Here is a 16,952-nt window from a genome sequence, read left to right as displayed (position 1 = left end):
ATTGTTACCCGATTTGCCCAATTGGTCTCATTCTTTCAGATACGTTTGCGCGTCCGCCATGCTTTTCCGCATCCGCTGGCTCAACTTGTTCACTTTTGCCTGCTGACCTTTTAAATAGGCCACGCCATTTTTCTCATCGAGTTGCGGTAACGTATCCCCCTTGTAGTGGTGCATCCAGTCCGTCATGCGTTCGTCGGTTTCTTTCAATTGTTGAAGAATCTGCAAACCGCGTTCTTGGGTCTGTCCACCAGCTTTTTGCAGTTTTAACGAAACATCTTCCTGAAGTTGCATCATCTCGCTCATTCGGTCCATCAGACTATCGTGTATTGCCAGTACATCCTTTTCCAGCTCGGCAACCGGTCCCGGCAGCGCCGTCTGAATGGAAGAATCCGGTTGGTGGTGATGATGCGTTTCGGCTTGTTTGTTGGATTCACAAGCCCAGTTGAATAAAAACAGAAAACCGATTGCTAAAACCGTACTCTTATCATTCTTCATTGATACCCAGTGATTGATCAGAAAAACAAAAATCCCCGTGCTTTTTACCGGCAAAACCGGCGAAAAGCGTACCGCCTGACCGCATTGGCACGGTCAGTAGCCCTTCGATTGATGGTTGATTTTGTTTTACTGACAGGGCGGATGCAGGACATCGGCTAAGGGCGCCGAATAGGAAAAAAGCTGATAAATGAAGCTGGTTTTTGTGCGCAGAACCGGCGCCTTAGGCAGGAAAGTAAACCGCAAAAGCGGTTCTGTATACAGTTGAAAAACGGGCGTATTCTGCACCCGTTCGGTGGTTTGTTGATCCTGTTTTTCCTGCTGCGCTTTCAGTCGTTTGGCGAGGTAACACTGCCCGTTGCAGTGAAGCTCCGGGCGATTGCGGTTTTCGCACAAAACCCGGGCGATGTACTCCTTGTTAAGCTGGAAATACGCAATCGTTCCCCACTGACTGAACGTCGGCAGCAAAACGGCACATAACCAGCTAAATAGAAGCAATTTCCGCATAACTTACCCACGGACTTTAGTCCGTGCTTTATTCAACCTGAACCGTACCGACACTGAACATCGTCGCGTAATTATTGGCGACGTTACGAGATGAATCTGACACCATGATGTCCGGATTCTTCGCAATACTGAGCGGTTTGACGCCGTCGAACAGTTTCAACACATCCGCCTTGATCTGAATACCGGTTTTTCCGTACATCACGACCTGAGCCGGTTTGGTATTGAACGATAACTGAATGGTTCTCAGATTATTGATCGTTTTGGTTTTATACCCGCCAAATAACCCGATATGGTACATAAAGTTCCGGCTTCCGGTCGCATCCACCGGCGCTTTGGCCGACGTGCCTTCCAGTTTCAGGAAAATGTAACCGGAATTCCAGTCCCAGTACATGCCAGCAGCCGCACCACCGGGGTCCAATGCGCCGGTCCGTTTTCCGATGTCCATCGTATTCCGGAGACTGTCAACTCCCACCACAAAGTCGATTCCCGTATAGGTACCGGCGGGGACATTGTGCAACATGATCGACTGGGATGCCGCATTGTTTTCCATCACCAGAAAATAACTGCTGTCCTGCGGCACGACATACGATGAGCCATCTGCTTTTTTCAACTTGATATTACTGACAAAATAGTTCAGTTTCGAGACCGAAAAAGGCTCTCCGCTGCCGTTGGTATAGGTGGCCGAATCGAGTTTCAAATCACTGGTTCCGACTACGTTATCGAATTTCAGTTGAACCGTACCATATTCCGGCTCCAGCGGATCATTGTGACAGGCAATCAACAGCAGGACAAACAGCATAGTGCTCATAGCCGAAAGAAAATGGGAGTTTTTCATAGTCAACGTTGCTTAAAAGGAATCAATCCATCTGCTCACTATAACGCTGTTTTGCTGGTTTTTCTGCTGTTCATAGGCGACTAAAAGTCCTTTTTTGGTCGCCAGCAAAACCGGAAAAACCGCATTTACGTCCGTTGGTGTCAGATAAGTAATCGGTGAAGCCGTGCCGTTGACAATCTTTCGCATGCCGATCCGCGAAATAAACCGGCTCTCACCAGCCGCGTTTTTCAGTTCCATCGATTCGTCCCAGACCCAGACCAGTTGCCCGTTGACCGAAGCCACCTGCGGGTGTTTAGTGCGCTCGGAAATGATCCCCGAAACCAGTTGCGTCGAACCCAGCTTCGCCAGTTTGATACCGGGCGTTTTTTCGCCCCCCGAAAACCAGGTCACGAACAGATCATTGCCCACCTGCGCCACGTCGGGGCCGGTATGCGGACAGGCATTCACTTTCCACTGATCGTTAAAAACCACTTTTGGGCTGGTGAACGTCCTTCCGCCGTCGGCCGAAACCGCGTGGCTGATGTCCCGCGCACCGTCGTCCAGCAAATCGCGGTACGCAATGTGAACCTGGTTTTTCGTATCGACAAACACGTTGGTCCGGCAGCACTGGCAGGCGTTGTCGTCCACCAGCACTTCCTTGCCAAAACCGCCACCCGCCAGGGTCTGGGTAAATTTCACGGTTCGGCCTTCTTTGCTGGCGGCTTTTTCGTCCAGCCACGCAATCCCGATTTCGCCATTGGGCAGGCGGTTCAGGTTGCTGAACGAGTGGCCTTTGCCCGCCGTTACATCGCGGTGAACGGCTTTGGGTTCGGTCCAGGTTTGGCCACCGTCGGTGGAAGTAACAAACAGCAAATCTCCCGCGCGCGGGGCCTCGGCGGTTGGGCGAGACACTTCAAAAGTGGCCAGAATAGTACCGTCTTTCTTGAAAGCCACCTTCGGCATGCCTTCGGCGTGGGTCGAAAAAACTGCCGGGGAATTCACCCGGTTTTTCTCGCCAAATGTCCGACCACCATCTTCCGATACGGCAAAATAAAAATGCACCTTTTCGCCTTCTTTTTCCGTCCAGCTCAACACCGGATTGTTCCGGTGATCGGTGGTCAGGCGCGGGGTTGCCCCCACAAACTGCGGGTTCGAAAGCCGGATTTCTTTGGCGGGCCGCTCGGCAAATCCAAACAACAGAATGGCGGCAATGAGAATACTGTTTTTCATAAAAAGTAAGGTTTTCGGTATGCTGTTTACGGTTTTCGGAACCGCTATTGTTTTGAAAAATTGTACTGAATCCCGCCCACCAGCGTCCGCGGAGCCGCGGGCGTGTAGGTCGTGCGGTCGGTGGCGTTGTTGCCCCGCGTCGCCGAGGTCGCGTAGAGTTCGTTGGTGGCATTCATCAGGTTGGCAAACACCTCAAACCGCTTCAGCGCATACCCGGCCCGCAGGTTGACGACGCTGATGCCCCGCCCACCGAACGCGCCCCGGTCGTTGTACGAAACCGTATTGACCTGGTTCTGATACCACGAACTGATCCGCTGCCATTCCGCCGAAATCCGGAAGCCCTTCGCCCAGCGCGGCTTATAAGTCAGTTCGGTGTTGGCCACCCAGCGCGGAGCCTGCGGCATATCGAATCCATTTACGTTTTTCAGAGCATCCGACGCGCGGTTGCTCAACGCAAAATCGACAAACCGGTGGACGGAATTGGTACCGCCAAACCGGAAAAACCACTGGCTCGACGGACGATACGTCAAACTGTACTCAACGCCCCGGTGCAGCGTCTGGCCCGCCGACTGGTAATCGGTGCTGTTATCAGGCAGGCGAATGTTGAGCAATTCGTTGCGACCATCCATCTGGTAAAACGCCACATCGACGTACACTTTCCGGTTCAGGAACGAGGCCCAGCCGCCCACTTCGTAGTTGTTGAAATACGCTGGTTGCAGGTTGTAATAAAACAGTGGATCGCCCGGCTGAACGTTGACGCGTTTGGTAAAAACCGAGGTCAGAACCGGTGGTGAAAAACCCTGACTGTAATTCGCGTACAAGCCCCGATCGTGGCCCAGATCATACGTCAAACCGATTTTAGGCGTAAACCGGCTGTAGTCTTTTCGACCGGTACTTTTATCCAGGTAATTGTCGTAATCAAACGCCATCCGGTCGAACCGCCCGCCCAGCGAAATCCGCAGCGCAGGCAATGGATTCAAATCCAATTGCGCATAAACCGCCGAGTTGTGAACATCGGCGGAATAATCAGCTAACTGAAGATCAGGGCGTTCCTGAACCAGTTTATACTGTTCCACCGATTTTTTATCGGGCCGCAACCGGGCTTCCAGGTCGATCTGATACGCGTTGTACGTTGTCGGCGACTCGTCAACGACCAGCCCGGCCAGCAATCGGCTACTCCAGAACGGCAGCCGCTGGCTGTGCTGGGCAACCAGCCCGTAACTGGTGAAAGCATTGACGTTGATCTGACCCGTCGCTTTCGTGGCGCCACTCGTCCAGCGAATGCCGTAACTCGGATTCTGGCCAATTGAATTGTCGCGGTAGAACGCCGTAACGAAACTTTCGGAACCGTTTTTCCATTGGTGATCGAGCGTCAACCGGGAGCGGATGGCTTTCACTTTTCGGTACGTAAAATCGGAGGTCGAAGTATATTGGCGGTTGTAAAACGCAATGCTGTCGACACTGCCGCCGGTTTGCGAGTAGTAATCGTTGTACGAAAATGTGCCCGTCAGGCGCGTCCGGCCCGTAAAGGCGTACTCGGCCCGGCCGTTGAACGACACCTTGTCGTAGTCGGAGCGGGTTTGCCAGCCATTGCGTTGCCGGGCAAAAAAACCGCCCGCGTAAACGCCCAGCTTTTTGGTCAGCATACCGCCCCCACCGTATTGAATGCGGCCGTAATGCCACTGATCGCCCTGAATACCCACCCGAAATGTCGGCACCGCCGTGGGTCGCTGCGTAATGAAATTGATCGCTCCCCCGACAGCTTCCGGCCCGTAAAGCGACGAAGCCGGACCTTTCACGACCTCTACCGAACTGATGGTGAAAATGTTCATTTCGATTAGCGCGTTGTGGTTAAAAACGCCCATCGGCCGGATCGGCAGACCGTCTTCGAGGTACAGGAAGTAAGCATTGGTGCCGAACGGCTGCCGGATGCCCATGCCGTGCTGCTCGTTGTTGTAATTGAGCATCACCACCCCCGGTGTTTTATTGATCAGATCACTCAGCAACGTCGGCTTGGTTTCATCAATTAAGGTGGGCGAAAGCCGGGAAATGGCCACGGGCGCTTCGGTTCGTTTCTGCGCTTCGCGGTTGGCGGTAATGACAATCGTTTGCAGGTTTTCCACGGCGGGTTCCAGCGCGATGTGCAGCGGTTTTTCCGACGGTTCCAGTTCCTGCGACTGAAAACCGACCGCCGAAATCAGCAATTTTTCGGTGGCTGTCTGGAACGAAAACCGGCCGTTGGCATCCGTAACGGTACCGGTTTTATGATCATCCGACGAAACCGTCACCCCCGCCAGGGGCTCTTTGGTTTTGGCATCAAAAATAGTGCCTTGAATAGTCATTTGGGACAACGCCCGAAAGGGTGTCATTACCACGAAAACCGCAGCAATGAGCCGGTATAAAAAAGTCATGAGTAAGTTCAGGTTTGATCAAATTAAATGACGAACCAATGGACGACATCCAGTGGTCGAATGAATCGGGCAAGGCGACACAAACCGCACGGCGGTGTCCCCGAACCCTTAAACCTGAGGGGGCTGCAGTAAATACAAAAGTGGAGATGGGTACGTTTTCAGCAGATAATCCGGCAAATCGGCCGAGCGGTTTTGGCTAGCCGGCTGGAATGAAAACGGCACCTCAATGTGGCAATACAGCTGAAAATCCGGCGTTTTCTGAACGCGTTCGGTGGTGGCCTTGTCCTGTTGTTTCTGTTGGGCGGTCAGGCGTTTGGCCAGGTAACATTGCCCGTCGCAATGCAGCTCCGGTTTGGCGCGATTTTCGCAGAGGACACTGGCAATGTAGTCTTTGTTGACATGGTAATACGCAATCGTTCCCCACTGGCTGAAACTGGGCAGCAGGGTGGCAATCAGCAGGACGTAAGCCAGGACGGTGCGCATACCATTTTAAAAACCGCACAATAGTACAAAAAAATGTTGAGACGGAGGAGATATTACCTATTGACTCCAATCGTAATAATTTGTTAATTCGCGTAGCCGACCGTATAATATATCGTAACTGCCTTTCCTAAAATGACATTATTACGTAATGCACTAGCATTTAGTGTATTTTATTTGTTTTCTTCGGTCGGTTTTTCGCAGTTGGCCCCTGTCGAAATCACTGCCGAGGTACTTGCTCATTCGTCGTCCTCTTCCACCAATGCCGCACCGGAAACCCGGCAGCGAGTTTCGGTTGTGGTCGGTATGGAACAGCAACTTTTTCCCTCCTATTTGCTGGCTCGGGCCACGACAACTCCCAAAAAACAAACGTATAAACTGGGCGATGGCGACGGAAATGTGGCGGTTCAGGTTTATAATCCGGGCCTCAATAAACCAGTTCGGGTGGAAGTCGGCGCAACACCTTTCAGCGAGGCCACGGTTTTTGAAGGAACGATGCGGGAGGAAGGCAGAGACTACGAAATTACGCCCCGGATTCTGTGGAATTTTGAAAAGCTGCGCGGTCTGCTGCAACCGACACCGGTCAATTTTACGGTGACTACCTACATCGACAACGAAAAAGTGGGGCATCGGACGGTTGTTGCCACGATGCGTTCGGTCAACGACTGCCCCTATTACTGGGAAGACGACGAAACCGGTACCGGTGATCTGGACCTGAATTACATGTACGTGGCTTACATCAACGAAGACGATCCGGTGGTGGACGAGGTGTTGACCCAGGCGCTGCAAACCGATATTGTGGACGGTTTCGATGGGTATCAGATGGGCGATAAAAAACGCGTCGACGATCAGGTTTTTTCGATCTGGTTTGCGCTCCAGAAACGCGGCATTCGCTACAGTTCGATCTCGACCAATTCGAGCACCGGCGTATCACAGAATCTCTACAGCCAGCGGATTCGGACAATCGACCAGACCTGGAACAACCGGCAGGCCAATTGCGTAGACGGCATGGTGCTGATGGCGTCGGTGCTTCGCTCCATTCACATCGACCCGGTTCTGGTGCTGATGGCCGACCACTGCGTGCTGGGCTATTACCGTGATGCCGAACACAAGGACCTGGCCTGTCTGGAAACCTCGATGATCGGCGACCTGGATTTACGAAAAATCAGATCGTTTCGTCGTCAAAAAGCCTCGCAAAAACTATTTACGGAAGCCCGCCAACGCGCCCAGCGGCATTACCGCAACTCAAAAGATTCGTTTGACAAAGACCCCCGCTACCGGTTTATCGTCGTCGCCGACGTCCGCAAATCCGGCATCCGGCCGATTGGGCGGTAAACGGTTTTCGGTTTATGGTATACGATTTTCGGTGGGCTGTCGCTACGGCGGCTCGCATGTTGCGAGTGATAACCGGGGAAGAACTATAAGCAACCTGCTTATCTTCTTACATTTAGAATAGTGCTTATTGCTTTACCCCTATAAGTTGACTTGTCCCTCGTAATCCAAAATAAGAGCCCGATCCTAAATTTTCAGTATAGAAAATGCTATCGCCACTAAATGATCCAATGCCAGTTACTTCATAAGGCTGCTTTATAATGTCACCGTATTTTCGCTTAGTAGCGTGTAAGTTGATAACAAATTTATCCTTATTAAAAATAGCGGTACACGAATCCTGGCCGAAAAGATGGATCTCTGAAACGGTATTTGACTTACCAATGGTCAAGATAATAGTGTCCTCAACATAAAAACGATTACCTGTTGAAGGATCCATAAGTTGAGTATTCCGTCTAATCATATAGGTTCCCAAAAACCGGCTAGAAGAATCAGGCTCTCCGAATTTTGAACAGCTAAATAGGCTAATGCATATTAGTTCAATAAAGAAAATGGCAAAGGCGATTTTCATAACATTATATTTGTGTAACCTACTCAAAATCAATGAATAAATGCTTGCCCAAGTAGACTATCCAAGGGCATTTCTTGCTGAGATGGCGCGATGAGTTGCTCTAACTTCGAACGGGTAATGCCAAGCCACAGTATACCATAGCCACTGCCGAAATCTTCTTCTAATCCTAATTGTTTTTTGTCCTTAAAATACCACATCGCTTCGCGTTTGTGGTTGCTGTTTTCATGGTAGGAATATTCTATTTTATCCGCCAATGGAATGATAACCAAACTGACTGCATTGCCAAGCAACTACTACAATTAGCAGGAAAACTGCCAGGTAGCGCATAAAATCTATTGTAAAAAAATCACTAAAATATAAATTTTAAGATCTGAATAATCTTACTTTCTAATCAAATCAATCTGTGCAATCCCTCGATTTAAGCCATGCCAAATCATACTATCTTTGGCTGTCTCCAGGGAGAAGTTCTCAAGTAATAAACCAATCTGTTGCAGAAAATATTCTTCTTTTTCGGTGGAATGTGAAGTACCCACAGGAAAGTTGTACTCAAGCAGGAAATAAGCTTTAGGTCCCTTTTTACTGAAAATCCAGGGACCGGCTAATAAATCGAAACGGATCGGATACGTTTTGGGACCGTACTGAATATAACCTTGGTATCGATCTCTAGTAGCGTCGATTTGCTGAGATGCGCGTGCCAGAGTTAAGGTGGCAAAATTGGTCAAAATAGTATCTTTTCTGATCTTAAGCTCATTCTGAAACTGACTGTGTTGATACTTGATTTGAAGTTGTCTAATCGTCCATGTCCCAGTCAATTGAGGGACTAACTCCTTCATGAGCTGTATGCTAGCCTTTTCCTTATCAATTTTAGGCGCAATCACTGGTTTGTCCAGTGAACATTGAATACAGAGTAGGCTAGTTGCCAGAAGTAGCAAGAGACCGTTTTTCATATTCGTTCTGCTTTAATAAAAGAATATCTAACTGGACTCTACACGCTGTTGATTGGTTGGAAAGGCCATTAGTACTATAAACCGTTTCCTTAAAACGAATCGGTATTTTATACTAGATCAGGAAAAATAACCTCATACTAACAATATACGGTTTTCGGATACTTGACGTCTTTTTGAGCACGCCAGCCAACCGAAAACCGTATACCTTAAACCAAAAACCGCCCTTACTGCACGGCAAACTCCTTGTCATCCAGCCCCGTATTCACCACCAGCGACTGCGTTTCCATTTTCATGGTCATCGGTCCGAGGTTTTGCGTCAGCGTATTTGCGAATTTAACCCCGTTTACTTCCTTGTAATTACTCAGGCCGGTGTTGACGGCCATTTCGCCCTGCGGCCCCTGCTCGATGGCCGTATACTGTACTTTCAGACCGGTTTCAACGTCGTAAAACTCCGAAATGGTTTTCTTGCCCAGCGTCACATCAATCTTATAGGCATCTTTGCCGTTGATTTTTTCCGTTCCGGCCAATACGGTTTTAGCACCCATCGTCGCAAACAGCAGTTCCGGGAAAATCGCATTTTTCAAAATTTCCATCCGGGCTTCTTCATCCGCGACGCTTTTCGATTGACCACCGCCTTCCAGTTTCACCTTCACTCCGTCAGAAGTCACCTGCTGCACCACCTGACCCATCGCCTTCACCGATAACTTGAACTTGTTCATCCCCTTCTGCCTGCTCTCAATATCGACTTTGGTGCCCTGCACTTCCGTGGTCAGTTTCTGCGTGACATCCGTAATTTTGGCAATCGCATCTTTGCCCCCAATGGCCGTCAGGTACTTATCAAATACCTGATCGGCGGTCAATCCGGCAGGCACTGCTGACGTCGTCAGTTTACCCGGTGTCGGGGCGTCGACTTTGTTCCCGTTCAGGTCGTAATAGACAATGTCACCAAACCGCTTCAGTTTGTCGGCCACTTCCGAACCTTTTCCCACCACCACAATGTACGCGTGCTCCGGATCGATCAATTTGTTGGCCGATGCCTCCACCTGATCGACCGTAACCGCATCGACGCTTTTCAGGTAATTGGAGAAAAAGTCTTCCGGCAGGTGGTAGCGGGCGGTATTGATCGCAAAGTCAGCAATCGTTTCCGGGTCTTCCAGCGTAAAAATGAAATTTCCGGCAAACGTGTTTTTCGTGCTTTTCAGCTCATCGGCCGACGGTTTCGAATTCCGAATGTTTTTCAACTCGTTGATAAATTCACCCACTGCACTGTCGGTCACGGCATTACGTACGCTCGCATTGGCCCGGAAACGGCCCACCAGCCGGTCGCTCGTCAAAGTCGAATAAGCACCGTAGGTATACCCGTGTTTCTCGCGCAGGTTATTAAACAAACGGGCATTGCCACCGCCACCGCCCAGAATATCGTTCGTCAGGCTGGCCTGAATCGACTCGGTCGTATACGGTTTCAGCTGCACCGGATGCGTAATATACACCATCGACTGCACGGAACTGGGCCGATCCACCACCACAACGGTGGTTTTGGCGGGCGGTTTCGGCATGTCGTAGGTTGGCTTCGGCACTTCGCCCGGCTGCCATTTGCCAAAGTATTTCTCGACCATCGGCCGCGCTTCTTCCGGCGTAATATCGCCTACGACGGCCAGGTAACCGATGTTAGGGCGAAAATAGGTTTCGTAGAATTTACGGCAATCGTCCAGCGTAATCCGGTCGACGGTTTCTTCCGAATCCGGTTCGCCGTAGGGGTGATCCTTTCCATACACCAGAATACTGCTTACGCGCGTAGCAATAGCCGACGGGTTATCTTTCTGCGACGCCAGCCCCGATTTGGTCTGCTTTTTCAGCTTGTCGAGTTCCTCCTGCGTGAATTTCGGATTCAAAACCACATCCGACATCACCTCGAGCATTTTCGGCGTGTGTTTTTTCAGCGACATCGCATACACCCCGGTCGGTGAGGTGTTCAGGCTGCCGCCAATAAAGTCAACGGCCTCGTCGATCTGGTCTTTCGTCCGGGTTTTGGTACCGGTTTTGATTAACTGGCTGGCAATGCTGACGTAACCGGCCTTGTCGCCTTCACGAATGGGCAGGTAATCGAACAACAGACTGAAAGCCACGCGGGGCAGCTTGTTGTTCTGGACCACGAACACTTTCAGCCCGTTCGCGAGCGTAAAGGAAACCGGTTTACCAATTTTAATGGCCGGAGCCGGGGCATCGGCGGGCAATTTGGTTCGATCAAGCGTCTGCGCCTGCGTCGACAGACCGAGAGCCAGCAGGCCCGCAGCCAGTATATATTTTGTTTTCATCATTTTTTTGTAGAGTAAAGATGTGAGATGAGAGACATGAGACTTCCGTTCTGCGGATTAGTCTATTCTCCCTTGTCTATCCTCTTATGTCTATTTTTCACTTTCCCTTATCTTCTTTCTTCGGTTCCATCGCCTTCGGCAGGTAATACAAAACCACCCGGTTTTCTTTCGTGAGGTATTTGTTGGCCACCCGGCGCAGGTCTTCCTTCGTCACTTTGTTGTAGCGCGCCAGTTCCGTGTTGATCAGGTTGGCATCACCCAGGTACATTTTGTAATTCGCCAGACTCTCGGCAATCCCGGCGACGCCCGCGTTCTGGTTCACGAAATTGGTCTCGATCTGGTTTTTCACCTTCTGGAATTCGGCGTCGGACACCAGGTTTTTCTTCACTTTTTCGATTTCCGCGTTCATGCCCGCTTCCAGGTCTTCCGCCTTCACGCCCATGTTGGCGATACCAATCGAGATGAACAAACCGGGGTCTTCGGTCGAGAGGGGGAACACGCCGGTTTGCACGGCTTTTTGCTGTTTATCAACCAGTTCCTTGTTCATCCGGGAGCTTTCTCCCGCAGCCAGCAGGGTTTGCAACACGTCCAGTGCGTAGTAATCCGGATCGCCCTGCGCGGGCATGTGATAGGCCTGAAATACACCCGGCAGCGAAACATTGTCGTACACGATGTCGCGAACTTCGGCTTTCTGCACCGGTTCTTTCACGTTTGGCCGATACGGCGTTTTCGCTCCTTTCGGAATTTCGGCGAAATACTTGTCGATCAGCTTCTTCGTGTCTTCCGGATTGATGTCACCGGCAATCGACAGAATGGCATTTCCCGGGATATAGAATTCCTTGTAGAAATCGCGAAACTCGTCGATTTTAGCCGCATTCAGGTCTTCCATCGAGCCGATGGGCGCCCACTTATACGGGTGAACCTTGAACGCGTGGCTCAATACCTGCGGAAAAAAGCTACCGTAAGGCTGGTTTTCGTACCGCTGCCGACGCTCTTCCTTCACCACTTCGCGCTGGGTTTCAACGCCTTTCTCGTCTACCCGGGCGTGCAAAAGCCGCTCCGATTCCATGTATAAACCCAGTTCGAGTTTGTTGGAAGGCAACAGTTCGTAATAGAACGTCCGGTCGTTGGAGGTATTGGCGTTCAATTGCCCGCCCGCGCTTTTGACAATCTTCATGTACTCGCCCCGCTTGATGTTGTCGGAGCCTTCAAACATCAGGTGTTCGAAAAAGTGCGCAAATCCCGACCGGCCCGGTTGTTCGTTTTTCGAACCCACGTGGTACATCATCGTGACGGCCACCAGTGGCGTTGTATTGTCCTGATGCAGAATCACATGCAGTCCATTCGGCAGGTCGTATTCGGTGAATTTGATGCGCGCGGTCGTTTGTTCGGTTGGTGTGGTAGCAGGGGCTTTTTGAGCCGTCGAAACCGTTGCGGCCGGTTTGGGAGCGGGCCGGTTTGGCGCGGTTTTCCTGGGCGTTTGCGCCACCGCCGACCAGAGCAGGCACTGGCTTAACGCAACATAAAGCACGGTTCTTTTCATAATGAGTTTACTAAAATGTAGAATATGTTAACTCCGGTTGGCCGGTCATTTTCAAATATACAATGTTTTTTATAGCGGGAAATAGTTCCGAAATTGTTGGCTGTGAAAGTTTGTTAAAAGGCTGAAAATGAAGGGTGAGTGGTTTAGCAAGAAGGGATAGAATACTTTTACTTTATTCTGGCAAATCGCCGGTTATTATTCTGGTATCTTCGTTTTTAAAAACCGCTTATGATAGTTGTCCGGGTGCCGTTTTTGTGGGTGAGTGGTATGGCTTTATTTCCCTTTGTGCTGGTTCGGACGAAAGAGCCAGATGCGGTTTTGCTCCACCACGAACGCATTCACCTTCGGCAACAACTGGAATTGGGCATTATCCCGTTTTACGTCTGGTATCTGCTGGAATACCTCGTCCGGCGCTGGCAATTCGGTGCCCATTATGACGCCTACCGAAACATCAGTTTTGAGCGCGAAGCGTTTGAAAATGAGCACGATCTGACGTATTGGAAAACCCGGAAATGGTACGGTTTCCTGGCCTACGTACGTTAGAGCGGTTCCGTCTCTTTGTAACTGACCACACCCGCCATCATCACCAGAGCTGTCAGCAGCACAACAGCCATCAGAATACCATCGCGAAAACCGACCAGTTTGAGATTTTCCGGAATACTGAGGTACAACAAAACCGTGATCAGTCCGCGGGGGGCGATGAAAACCACCGGATTGATGCTGCCCGGCAACGATAACCGCAGAACGCCCGTCCGGACGCTGTACAAAATCAGTAGCAATAAAAAGCTGACAATCAGTGCATCCGGCTCAATGAGCGTGTACACATCCGACGCATACCCAAACAACAGAAAGAAAAACGTACGAACGATGAAGGCACCCTCGGCAGTCAGGTTTTTGAACTGATCCAGCTCTTTTTCAAACAGGTCGTTCTTAAAAATCCGGTCGAGACGGCCCCGGATGAAGAGCTCGGTGTTGTTCAGAAACAGGCCAAAAACCAGAATCAACAGCAGCGGAGAAAGCTGGTAAATCCGGCTGACGGCATAGACCAGAAACAGCACCGAAATGATTGGCAAAAACTTGATATGATGGTTGATTTTACTGATCAGATACAGCAGAAAAAAGCAGCAGATCAGGGAAATAACCACCATGATCAGGGTATCTTTGGCAAACGACAGAATCGACAGAATACCACCGGATGCGTTGTAAACCAGAAAGTTAAAAATCATTACACCCAGAATATCCGACAAGGACGATTCATAGACGACAAATTCCCGGCTGGACAGATTCAGGTTTTTCCCACCCGGAACGGCTACGGCGCTACTGATAATGGCAAAGGGCATGGCGGCCACCAGGCATTTGAAAAACGATGCTTCCATCAGCACGTAAAACAGCGCGGCCATGAGCAGCGAGGTGACCAGAATGGACGAAAGCGACGCCCAGAACGCCCGCCGAATCATCCCCAGTTTGTCGCCCGTTAGTTCGAGCTCCAAGGCGCCTTCCAGTACGATCAGAATCAGGCCCAGCGTACCGAGTGTGGGCAAAATGGTATCGACATAGGGCAGTTGAAACGCGAAATAATTGGTCACCTGGCGTAGCAACATCCCCGACGCCAGCAGCAGAATCACCGACGGCGTTTTGTAGCGACTGCTGAGCAAGTCAAAAACGTACGAAATGAGAACCGATAAACTGAAGATGATAATCAGGTACGAGGTATCCATGCCATCGGGTTTCGGTACAAAAACCGCAATATACTGTTTTCCTTCTTTCGGTCGGCAGTCGCTGAAATTGCAAAACCGTTAAATCAGGTCCGTCGCAATTTTCGCCGACAACAGACAGAGCGGAATGCCGCCCCCCGGATGAACGCTGCCACCGACAAAATACAGGTTCCGGAACTGGCGCGAGAAATTGGCGTGGCGCAGAAAAGCCGCAAACCGGTTGTTGGAACTATTGCCGTACAACGCGCCCTGCGAACTCGACGTGCGGATTTCGATCGATCGGGGATCTAAAACCGACTCGCAGACGATCAGCGATGCGACATCGACACCCAGGTTCCGGCTCAGTTTCCGAATGATATTCTCCCGCGTTTTCGCGATCAATTCATCCCAATCCTGGCCGGAATTATTCGATGCATTAATCAGAATAAACCAGTTTTCGCAATTCGGCGGTGCATCATCCGGTTTGTGTTTCGACGTAATATTCAGATAAACCGTCGGATCGTCGGAAAGTGTTTTCCGGTTAAAGATTGCGTCGAACTCAGCGCGGTAATCGGCACTGAAAAAGATGTTGTGCAGGCCCAATTCCGGAAATTCGCGCTGGATTCCCCAGTAAAAAATCAATCCTGAACTGGACTTCGGCTGGCGTAAAATCCGCTCCGGCTGTCGGGCGTTCGGCAATAACTTGTGAAACGTGCTGACAATATCCATGTTGGAAATGACGACAGAATAGGCCAAAGGACGTTGACCGTCAGCCACGACAGCCGTTACCCGGTTTCCCTCCGTTATCAGTTCCATCACCCGCGTGTTATACTGAAACCGCACACCCAGTTCTTCCGCCAGCCGCACCAGGCTGTTGGTAATCCCGATCATGCCGTCTTTCGGAAAAAAAGCGCCGATGTTGTATTCCAGGTGCGGAATGATGTTCATCGTCGCGGGCGTCTGGTAGGGATCGGAGCCGTTGTAGGTCGCGTACCGATTGAAAAGCTGAACCAGTTTCGGATTCTGAAACCGCTGCTCGTTGGCCCGGTTCATGGTTTTGAAGACCTCCAGTTTTGGCAGATTCAAATACCCGTAGAGCGCGTCACGGTTGAACCATGTCGACAGTTTATGCAGGGAACGGTGCAGAAAAAGCTTTTCGGTGATGTCGTATTTAGCCGCACTGTCGGCCAGGTGCGCCAGCAAATGATCGGCGGGTTCGCCCAACTGGTTTTCCACTTCGCGGGCAAACGCATTGCGATCGGCCCAGGCCGTCAGCTGCGTACCGTCGTCCCAGAAATACCGGCAGGTTTCCTCCAGCCGGATATAGTCGAAATAATCATTGGGATTGCGACCGGCGAGTTGAAATAATTCGTCCACCAGCTGCGGCATCGTGAACAGCGACGGCCCGGCATCGAACCGAAAACCGTTCTGCGTAAAACCGGACAATTTACCACCGGGATACGAGTTCGCTTCGAACACATCGACCCGATATCCCTTGACAGCCAGCCGGATAGCGGCCGCAATACCGGCAATACCGGCTCCAACAACGGCAGCGGTTTTAGACAAAACGAGTAGTAATTATCGTAGGAAACATGTGCTTTTGTCTCCGCTCCACTATAACCGTTTGTAGTAGTTTAAAGTTACGGAAGCCTGGTTGCCTTTTTCGGGAAGGGTGTAGTAACCATTGCTATTTTTATCGAAGCAAATCGCTTCGCTCTGCGTACCAATAGGGTCGGTTGCCAGGGTGCTGCTGCTATTTTTCTGCATCGCATCCGCCAGTGACTGGCCACTTTTCCGGCGCCAGTGATATGCCCCCAGGTACGAAATTAGCGCGATTTCTTCGCCGTCGGCCGAAACGCTCCCACCCGTAATCAGGCTCAGCGGCAATTCGCCGTAATAATCCGCCTTAATGACATCAGTTGTGCTTTGGGGATACGGCAATCGGTACACATGCACCTTTTCTTCCGCTTTACTCACAATCCAGAGATCGCGGGTTTGGGGGTCGAGCAAAACCGCTTCGGCGTCGCGCGGGCCGTCGGGATAGCGAAAACTGATCCGTTCGATGCCACTGATGGATTCGTTCGTGTTTTTCGGTTCGGGAAACCGGTAGATGTAGCTGACGTCGTTTTGCTTGAAATTATCGCCGATATCGGCCAGATACAGGTATGAAACCCCACTCTGGGGCCCCGGCCCGATCGCCAGATCTTCCCAGTCGCGGTTGGCAACGCCGGGCACCGAAAACCGCTTTTCCAGTTTACCATCCGTGGTTAACAAGCTGATTTCAGCCGGATTACCGCCGTCCTGCTCCACCCACAACCGACCGTCCATCGTGTGGCTGGCTACGATTCCCGATGCTTCATCGACCAGCCCCGCCTGAACGGGAAACTTCTCCGGACTGGTCGAAAACCGGTCGGATTTGGACGAACTGGGCGAAATGATCCCGCAGGAGCTGAGGAAAAGAAGCAGGCTGATGGCCAGATATCGATACTGCATTCGGTTTGGTGCAAGGTTGTACGCTACAAATAACGTGAAATGGCCGCACTTAGTCGTATTTGGCGATTTATTTTGAGTTATCGTGCTCACGGACCGAGCCACCCAAGCTTCAGTTAGTGGGTTCAT

The 16,952-nt window shown here is 50.9% G+C and carries 16 protein-coding genes; 2 read left to right on the top strand and 14 right to left on the bottom strand.

Annotated elements, in window-relative coordinates; all coding sequences use genetic code 11:
• Positions 1-27: 27 nt before the first annotated feature.
• The 6 genes from EHT25_RS13735 to EHT25_RS13710 all read right to left on the bottom strand — a co-directional run bounded on the left by EHT25_RS13735 (position 28) and on the right by EHT25_RS13710 (position 5,937).
• A complete protein-coding gene (locus EHT25_RS13735; RefSeq protein WP_124875379.1) occupies positions 28-495 on the bottom strand; it encodes a hypothetical protein in 468 nt (155 codons plus the stop codon).
• Positions 496-621: 126 nt separating this feature from the next.
• A complete protein-coding gene (locus EHT25_RS13730) occupies positions 622-999 on the bottom strand; it encodes a hypothetical protein (protein WP_124875377.1) in 378 nt (125 codons plus the stop codon).
• A 28-nt stretch (positions 1,000-1,027) separates the two neighbouring features.
• Positions 1,028-1,834 (bottom strand): MbnP family protein, encoded by an 807-nt coding sequence (locus tag EHT25_RS13725; protein WP_124875375.1) that lies wholly within the window; start codon positions 1,832-1,834, stop codon positions 1,028-1,030.
• 12 nt (positions 1,835-1,846) lie between these two features.
• Positions 1,847-3,043, bottom strand: coding sequence for a sialidase family protein (locus tag EHT25_RS13720; RefSeq protein ID WP_124875373.1), 1,197 nt, complete (start codon positions 3,041-3,043; stop codon positions 1,847-1,849).
• 44 nt (positions 3,044-3,087) lie between these two features.
• The gene (locus EHT25_RS13715) at positions 3,088-5,454 is read right to left on the bottom strand and encodes a TonB-dependent receptor (RefSeq protein ID WP_124875371.1); all 2,367 of its coding nucleotides are present in this window, start codon (positions 5,452-5,454) and stop codon (positions 3,088-3,090) included.
• 108 nt (positions 5,455-5,562) lie between these two features.
• Positions 5,563-5,937, bottom strand: coding sequence for a hypothetical protein (locus EHT25_RS13710; protein WP_124875369.1), 375 nt, complete (start codon positions 5,935-5,937; stop codon positions 5,563-5,565).
• 132 nt (positions 5,938-6,069) lie between these two features.
• Here EHT25_RS13710 and EHT25_RS13705 point away from each other — a divergent pair, with 132 nt between their 5' ends.
• A complete protein-coding gene (locus tag EHT25_RS13705) occupies positions 6,070-7,269 on the top strand; it encodes a hypothetical protein (RefSeq protein ID WP_124875367.1) in 1,200 nt (399 codons plus the stop codon).
• A 124-nt stretch (positions 7,270-7,393) separates the two neighbouring features.
• Here the strand turns inward: EHT25_RS13705 and EHT25_RS13700 are convergent, their stop codons facing one another.
• The 5 genes from EHT25_RS13700 to EHT25_RS13680 all read right to left on the bottom strand — a co-directional run bounded on the left by EHT25_RS13700 (position 7,394) and on the right by EHT25_RS13680 (position 12,639).
• Positions 7,394-7,834 (bottom strand): hypothetical protein, encoded by a 441-nt coding sequence (locus tag EHT25_RS13700; protein WP_124875365.1) that lies wholly within the window; start codon positions 7,832-7,834, stop codon positions 7,394-7,396.
• Between the two features lie 29 nt (positions 7,835-7,863).
• Entirely contained in the window at positions 7,864-8,103 is a 240-nt protein-coding gene (locus EHT25_RS13695; protein ID WP_148095887.1) for a hypothetical protein, read from the bottom strand.
• 111 nt (positions 8,104-8,214) lie between these two features.
• Entirely contained in the window at positions 8,215-8,781 is a 567-nt protein-coding gene (locus EHT25_RS13690; protein WP_124875361.1) for a hypothetical protein, read from the bottom strand.
• 224 nt (positions 8,782-9,005) lie between these two features.
• Positions 9,006-11,099: a M16 family metallopeptidase gene (locus EHT25_RS13685; protein ID WP_124875359.1), complete on the bottom strand. Its 2,094-nt coding sequence runs from the start codon at positions 11,097-11,099 to the stop codon at positions 9,006-9,008.
• 94 nt (positions 11,100-11,193) lie between these two features.
• Positions 11,194-12,639 carry a M16 family metallopeptidase gene (locus EHT25_RS13680; RefSeq protein ID WP_124875357.1) on the bottom strand — a complete coding sequence of 482 codons (1,446 nt, stop codon included), beginning with the start codon at positions 12,637-12,639 and terminating at the stop codon, positions 11,194-11,196.
• Positions 12,640-12,867: 228 nt separating this feature from the next.
• Between EHT25_RS13680 and EHT25_RS13675 the strand changes: the two genes are divergently transcribed.
• Positions 12,868-13,182 carry a hypothetical protein gene (locus tag EHT25_RS13675; protein WP_124875355.1) on the top strand — a complete coding sequence of 105 codons (315 nt, stop codon included), beginning with the start codon at positions 12,868-12,870 and terminating at the stop codon, positions 13,180-13,182.
• Here the strand turns inward: EHT25_RS13675 and EHT25_RS13670 are convergent.
• From EHT25_RS13670 to EHT25_RS13660, 3 genes are all read right to left on the bottom strand, one after another.
• Positions 13,179-14,357, bottom strand: a complete 1,179-nt coding sequence (locus EHT25_RS13670; protein WP_124875353.1) for a cation:proton antiporter — start codon at positions 14,355-14,357, stop codon at positions 13,179-13,181. The genes EHT25_RS13675 and EHT25_RS13670 overlap by 4 nt on opposite strands.
• Positions 14,358-14,435: 78 nt before the next feature.
• Positions 14,436-15,899 (bottom strand): 1-hydroxycarotenoid 3,4-desaturase CrtD, encoded by a 1,464-nt coding sequence (gene crtD, locus EHT25_RS13665; protein ID WP_124875351.1) that lies wholly within the window; start codon positions 15,897-15,899, stop codon positions 14,436-14,438.
• Positions 15,900-15,947: 48 nt separating this feature from the next.
• Positions 15,948-16,826: a PE-PGRS family protein gene (locus EHT25_RS13660; RefSeq protein ID WP_124875349.1), complete on the bottom strand. Its 879-nt coding sequence runs from the start codon at positions 16,824-16,826 to the stop codon at positions 15,948-15,950.
• Between the last annotated feature and the right edge of the window lie 126 nt (positions 16,827-16,952).

Origin of the sequence: Larkinella rosea, assembly GCF_003858635.1 — a bacterium.
In the GTDB taxonomy this organism is placed as follows: Bacteria; Bacteroidota; Bacteroidia; order Cytophagales; family Spirosomataceae; genus Larkinella; species Larkinella rosea.
Note: the sequence above shows the minus strand (reverse complement) of the source record. Positions and strands in the feature narration are given on the sequence as shown.